Origin of the sequence: Bacillus sp. 0102A (assembly GCF_036765155.1) — a bacterium.
GTDB lineage: Bacteria > Bacillota > Bacilli > Bacillales > Bacillaceae > Bacillus > Bacillus subtilis_G.
In genome coordinates this window covers 1-6619 of the sequence record NZ_JBAIZW010000018.1, presented here as the reverse complement: position 1 = coordinate 6619, position 6619 = coordinate 1, and the positions used below count along the sequence as shown (strand labels likewise).

Sequence of the window (6619 nt, the reverse complement as noted above, 5' to 3'; positions counted from 1 at the left end):
CCCGTGAAGAGTTGGGGCTTTAGGCACAATAGCTTCTGTCTTGTTAAACTCATTCAATAATTTTTGTTTTTCTCTTACATTGGTCATATCTAATTCTTTTATGAAACTGTGCGGATGTTGAAGGGCGTTTTCCAGCAACGTAAGCAGATGGTGCTGTATTCGTTTAATATCCTCAAGAGAAAATAAGATATTTTGATAGTCGAAATTTAAATGTATGGTTCCGTTGTCTATCCGTTCCTGTATTTGAACAGAGAGCTCGTTCGCGGTGTATCCGCTGAAATAAAGCGCCGTTTCATAGTCAAAACCGTCTGCTTTGTGCCATTGGAGCGGCTGATACTGCATAGATATACCGATAAGGTTGTGTAATTCTTTCCGGTCTTTCCTTAATTCATTCACCAGCAAATTATAAGGAAACCGTTGATGACGCATAACGGAAAGCTGTTCCCTGCCTACTCTGTGGACAAAGGAAAGAAAATCTTCATCAGGATCAACCGTTATTCTGATGGGAAGAGAACTGACAAACATGCCGAGCATTTCTTTTTCAGCCTTTGACCCTCTGTTGCCATAGTAGGTGCCAATGGCAAGATCTTTTTTAGATGTGATCCGGCTGATGCATATGTAAAATGAAGCCATAAATAAGGAAATGATATTGATCTTTTGTTCTTCGCAAAAGATTCGAATCGTTTGCCCTAGATGAGGTGAAAGTGTGATGGTATCTCTGGATGCGGATGTGCTCTGTTTTTGTAAGGACGTCTGGCCGGCTAACGAATGGTATTCCGGCGGCTGCTGAAAGGTTTGACTCCAAAATAAACGGTCCTTTGCAAAACGTGAAGATTGTAGATATTGACTCTCTTTTTCGATGTAGCTCAAGTAAGAAGGTTGAGGCTGATCGGGTAAAGGATCTTGCTTTTTTATTTTTTGATAATGGTCTATAATTTGATTTCCCATCACATTTAAGGAGATGCCGTCCATTATAATATGATGGAATTTCGCAAACAGCCAAACCTCATGAGTGTGGATTCTTAGGAGATAAAATTGATAAAGGGGCGAGTTGAACAGTTTAAATGGGATTCTCGCTTGTTCTTGTATCCATTGCTCTATTTCTATCATTTCAACATTTGAAAAATCTATTATTCCAAGTGAAGTATATTGATATTCAGTAAGATACAGCCGCGGTTCAAGTTCCTCTCCTTCTAGCAGTTGAAACCTAATGGCGTCATTGCGGGAGATGGAATGATTCAACGCTTCCTCTAGATCATCAAGATCAATATTGCCTCTGAATTTCACACAGGCCGTGAGATTGCAAATGCCGGTGCCTGGCTCCAGCAATTCGGTAAACCACACTCTCCTTTGGGCATGGGTTAAAGAATAAGTATGTTCGCTCAACGGATTCCCTCCAGTTCTTTATAATAAGAGGATAAGAAAAAAGCAGAAAAATGACGATAAAAGTAATTATATGACTATATAATCCTTATATGGACTATATTAACGGATTTTTTTTAAAGTACAATGAAAAATATTAAATTTTTATAACATTTTTTTGAATATAGTATTATTTCTTTAGGTTAATTTTCTTTTTTTATCATTTTTTGAACAGTAAGTGATAAAAGTACCGTTTTACGCAAGGTCTTACATACTATTTTTCAATTGTGCTCATTTACGGTTACGCCCGGATCATTTATGGGAGACATAAAAAACCTGTTTTCGCTTGGAAAACAGGTCTGCCCGCTATTATTGATTTGCTAAGATGACAGCGATTTGATCCTCAATATCTTTTCCATCCTCATCATCAATCAATCCGTTTAGAAGAATAGAGAAAACAAGGGTTTTTCTGCTCTTGGTTTCTGCGTACCCGGATAGAGAGCTAACCGTACTTAGCGATCCGGTTTTTGCCCTTATTTTTCCTTGTGCAGGAGTATCGTTCATGCGGTTTCTCAGCGTTCCACCTATCATTCTGTCACTATTGCCCGCAACAGGCAGAGAATTTAGATACGCTGAGAACCATTTTTCATCTTGAATGTCATATAACAGCTTTGAGATTTGGTCGGAGGATACAGCATTAATATGAGAGACTCCTGATCCGTCTCTTAAGACCAGTGATTTGGAATCAACACCACATTCCAGAAGCGTACTGTTTAATACTTCGAGTCCCTTTTCCCAGCTCCCTTCTCCTTTTTCCGCTTTCCCCATCTCCTTTACGAGCACTTCGGCATGTCCATTATTGCTTAGTTTCAAAAACGGAACAAATAGTTTTGACAAAGGCATTGAGCGATGAGAGATTAACACCTCTGAGGAACCGGTCGCATCGCCCCTCATGACGTTCCCCTTTACAGTAATCCCTTGTTTTTTTAGTGCTTGCTTAAATAAATCTAAAGCATATCCAGACGGCTCCCAGACAGCAATCCATTCCTTTGTCTTGCTTGCGTCAACCGGTACGCTACCCTCAATTGTGATCGTGTTTGTCCCATGCTTTCTTTCGATCGTGAGGTCCTTCTTTTGACCATCCGCAGCCGTTTCAGCATTGTTCTTAATCGTTACATAATCCGTCTTCGGAGATACAGAAACTGCAGGCTTTTCCCCTTCTTTTTTCCCAGGGGTGACCTCTACAATCACAGTACCTGCATCATAGTCTTCATTTGGAGACACTGTTAAAGCAGAAATTTGAGCGCCGTAATATGTGTATTCATCACTCCACGGTAAATCAGGTGATAATCGCTTATCGTCATACCACGTATCATCACCAATCAGATTGCCTTTAATCACTTTCACGCCGGACTGTTTCAATTTCTCAGCCATTTCTTCAAAATCAGCTGGTAAAAGTGTCGGATCCCCCTTCCCTTTCAAATAAAGGTTTCCATTCAGTTTTTTTCCTTTGAGGGTGCCGTCTGTCCGGACCTCGGTTGTAAAGGAATAGTCCTCGCCAAGAACAGTAAGTGCCGCGGCCGCAGTCAAAAGCTTCAGAGAAGAGGCGGGCCTCATTCGGACGTCTCCTGAATGCTCATATAGAACAGCGCCTGTATCTGCAGAGCGAACGGTGATGCCAGCCATTGCGCCTTCGAGTGCAGGATGATCAGCTAAAACCTTATCGATCTGCCCGGCAAGTGCATCGTGTTTATCAGCCGCTTGCGCAGCCTGATGCATATAAGGCACCGAAGCAACGACGAAGAGCAGCAAAACAGCAACATATAGCTTTATGCTTTTTTTCATTATTTACCCCGCCTCTCTGCGCCTCATCATAGATTATTGATGATTCAGCTCAATGGTGATACTGCTTTTGGCAGTCGTTTTTTCGCCCGGCTCCAGCACTTGTAAACCAGTGAGTGATGAAGGAAAATCAAGATTGACTGCGTTTGTCACCCATGTGTAAGGTTCAGGGCATAAATACCCCTGTTTTGCGTCCGCATTGTATACAACCCAATGTTTAAATTGTTCATCTGCCTGATAAATAATGCTTAGATGTGCATGCTGATGATAAATGACTGCCTGATTTTCTCCGCCTCTTTTCTGATAAGCAGATAAAAAGACATCATCCAGTTGCTTGTGGCGCAAATTCATCCCTTCATGCAAGTCTTCTTTATTCGGTACATTCATCAGCTTCCCAGTCGGCAGCAGGCGTTCATTCAACTCCCATTGCTGATCGGCTGTCAGGGAGAATAACGAGCTTTCTTCCGGAAAAACAAATGTAGTATGATAACCGATCCCCCAAGGAAACGCTTCCTTTCCTTTGTTCATGACCGTTGCATGTTTAAATAGAGTATTCCCCTTTAGCGTATATGTCATCCGAACGACGGTATGATGAGGAAATTGCTTATATACATGGGGAAGCTCTGAAAGATCAATTTCCGTTTCAACGATCACTTCTTCATCAGTTTGCTTCATGGTCACTACGTTCCACTTTTCCTGATAAAGAAACCCGTGAAGATGGTTGTGTTTATCTTTTTCGTTGATATCAAAATGATACGTTCTGCCCCGGAAACTGAATGTGCCGTCACTTATCCGGTTAGGCGGAAACAGGATCGGAATTCCATACAATGTTGGTGTATGGCGGAAGCTTTCTGCTGTTTCTGGTTCTCGCAAAAGCTGGATCTTTGTTGTTTTGTCCACGAGAGAAATGACGTTGCTCCCCCACTCGGGAACAACAATTATTTCTATATGCTCGTTGCCCGCTTTGATGGCAGGTGTTCCTAAATACGTAATCTTCTCAATGTAGTTTGACATGTAACTCAACCTCTCCTTGATTCATTGCTTGTATAAGAATTCAATGTACTGTGCCATATTTCCTCCATTTGATGTTCTCTCGATCAAATAAAAACACACCGTTCAACATTTGAACGGTGTGTTTCGTGAGTCTATTGGATGAGACGTGTAATTTGTTTCTTTTTCCACACGAATTGATAATACCCATAAATCAACAACAAGCTGACAGCAAACGCAGCCGGATAGCCAACCCAGACGCCGAGTATCTCTAGTTTTGTGTAGTGGGAAAGTACGAATGCAACAGGCACCTCTACTCCCCAGATGGCGAAAATACTAATAACGGTCGGCCATAAAACCGTTCCGCTTGCGCGCATCGCCGCAGAAAAAATTTGGGCATTTCCAAACAGCAAATAGCTCCACAACGTAATCATCAAGAGACGGTGCGCGATGTAAAGTGTGTCTTTCTCGGTTAAAAATAACGCTAAAATCTGCTGTGAAAACACATAGATCAGAATGATCAGTACGCCGCCAATGATATAATTCAGCCAAATTCCGACGCGAATGACCTGCTTTAAGCGATCAAACTCGTTCGCTCCGATCGATTGCGCGGCGAAAATAGACACCGCAATGCCGAGGCTGACGGCTGGCATCTGCACATAGCTGGCTACCTGGTTGACCACGCCGTATGCAGCTGTTGCATCAGAGCCGTAGTGGTTGACAAATGAAATAACCGCTATCTCTGATAATGAGACGAGAATCATATTGATGCTTGATGGAATCCCAAGGCGCAGCAGGAGAGCCAGCAGTTCCTTATCCATTTTCAAATAGCGCCGCACCGTTTTATCAAATTGCAGCGGATGGTTTCGTTTTCGCAAATACACCATTAAAACGAGAAATGTCGCAATTGTGGAAATGACGGTTGCATATGCGGAGCCGTATATGCCCAGTTTCGGAAAACCGAACATGCCAAGGATTAAAACGGGCAAAAGCGCTATGTTGATGACCGTACTCACAATCAGCGTATAAAACGGTGTCTTAGAATCCCCTGTTCCGCGCAAAAATGTTGTATACGCAAAATATAAAAACATAAACGGCATAGCGTAAAATAAAATACGTGCATAGCTGGCGCTGACATGAATAACATTTTCAGGTGTACCCATTAAACGAAGAATATCCAAGGTAAAGATACTGCCGATGACGGCTAACACAACCCCTAATAAAAACGTAAACGTGAGCGTCGTTCCGACAACAGCCTTTAACCGTTCCTCATTCTTCGCCCCGTAGGCTTGTCCGATCAGGATCGAACTTCCTGAACCGATTCCAATTGTAAATGAGATTAAAAGAAAAAATAACGGGAAAAAGGATGATACAGCTGCAACCGCATCAACACCAAGCCATCTGCCTACAGCCATCATCCCGACTAACTGGCCTATTGATTGCAGCACGTTGCTTAGCAGAAGCGGCACTAAAAAGAGTGACATAGACCGCCAGACAGATGGATTGCTTTTCTTCTGGGTTACAAGTTGTTCTTGTGATGTTTCCATATTGAAGGACTCCTTTATTTGAATTCGTTTGTAAACATGTCCCCATTCCTTTGACAAAAACAGGATATGCAACATGTTATTATTCATCACTGTCCATATGAAACCCTTCCCGATTCTTCTAATTTTACACATCTTTTTAGCTTATGAAGAATAAACTAGCAAGTAACAGCCTATTTCTTTGTGAGTAAAAGACAAAAAATAATTTATGCAAAAGTATTGTAATCTATCCGTAACTATTGTAACATTTGTAATATAAGAGAAAGAGATTTTGAAGGAGTGAACCACAATGAAAAAATGTCTTCTATTTCTAACAACGATTGCACTTATTCTGTCATTAAGCACAAATGCATTTGCGAAACATACATCAGGCGATTTATCACAAAAACAAGCTTTGGAGCTGGCATTATCAGCAAGAGAACACTTTTGGAACACAATGAGCGGGCACAATCCAAAAGCAAAAAAAGCAGTTTGCCCATCAGGCACATTCGAGTATCAAAATCTTCAATATGTATACATGTGCAGTGATCTAGGCACTAAAGCAAAAGCAGTGAATTACTTAACTCCTATTTTCACAAAAACTGCAATCGAAAAAGGATTTAAAGATTATCATTTCACTGTTTCTAAAGGAAAACTTGCGGTTCCAATCGGCGATGGAGATAATCTTTTGAACTGGAAAAAATCAACTGCTAAACTGATCTCTAAAAAAGGCGGCGCAGTCACATACGAATTTACTGTTCCTGCTTTAGATGGGTCACCTGCAGCGAAACGGAAAGTGACATTTGTAAAAGAAAATAATACATGGAAAGTCAATCAATTTGACGCCGTTATATAATAAAAAACGCCCGGCATAAGTGAAGTGCACCCCAAATTTTAGACAT

Annotated in this window: 5 protein-coding genes; 1 reads left to right on the top strand and 4 read right to left on the bottom strand. The window is 41.4% G+C overall.

What is annotated here, in order from left to right; genetic code table 11:
* The 4 genes from V6D41_RS21355 to V6D41_RS21340 all read right to left on the bottom strand — a co-directional run.
* Positions 1-1386: condensation domain-containing protein (locus V6D41_RS21355; protein ID WP_333519565.1), on the bottom strand; the 1386-nt coding region annotated here is incomplete at its 3' end.
* Positions 1387-1731: 345 nt separating this feature from the next.
* Positions 1732-3207 (bottom strand): D-alanyl-D-alanine carboxypeptidase/D-alanyl-D-alanine endopeptidase, encoded by a 1476-nt coding sequence (gene dacB / locus V6D41_RS21350; RefSeq protein ID WP_333519564.1) that lies wholly within the window; start codon positions 3205-3207, stop codon positions 1732-1734.
* Positions 3208-3240: 33 nt separating this feature from the next.
* Entirely contained in the window at positions 3241-4218 is a 978-nt protein-coding gene (gene galM / locus V6D41_RS21345) for an aldose 1-epimerase (protein ID WP_333519563.1), read from the bottom strand.
* Between the two features lie 131 nt (positions 4219-4349).
* A complete protein-coding gene (locus V6D41_RS21340; RefSeq protein WP_087991913.1) occupies positions 4350-5741 on the bottom strand; it encodes an MATE family efflux transporter in 1392 nt (463 codons plus the stop codon).
* Between the two features lie 286 nt (positions 5742-6027).
* On the opposite strand from V6D41_RS21340, the gene iseA reads away from it, so the two are divergent.
* Positions 6028-6573: a DL-endopeptidase inhibitor IseA gene (gene iseA, locus V6D41_RS21335; RefSeq protein ID WP_333519562.1), complete on the top strand. Its 546-nt coding sequence runs from the start codon at positions 6028-6030 to the stop codon at positions 6571-6573.
* Positions 6574-6619 lie beyond the last annotated feature (46 nt).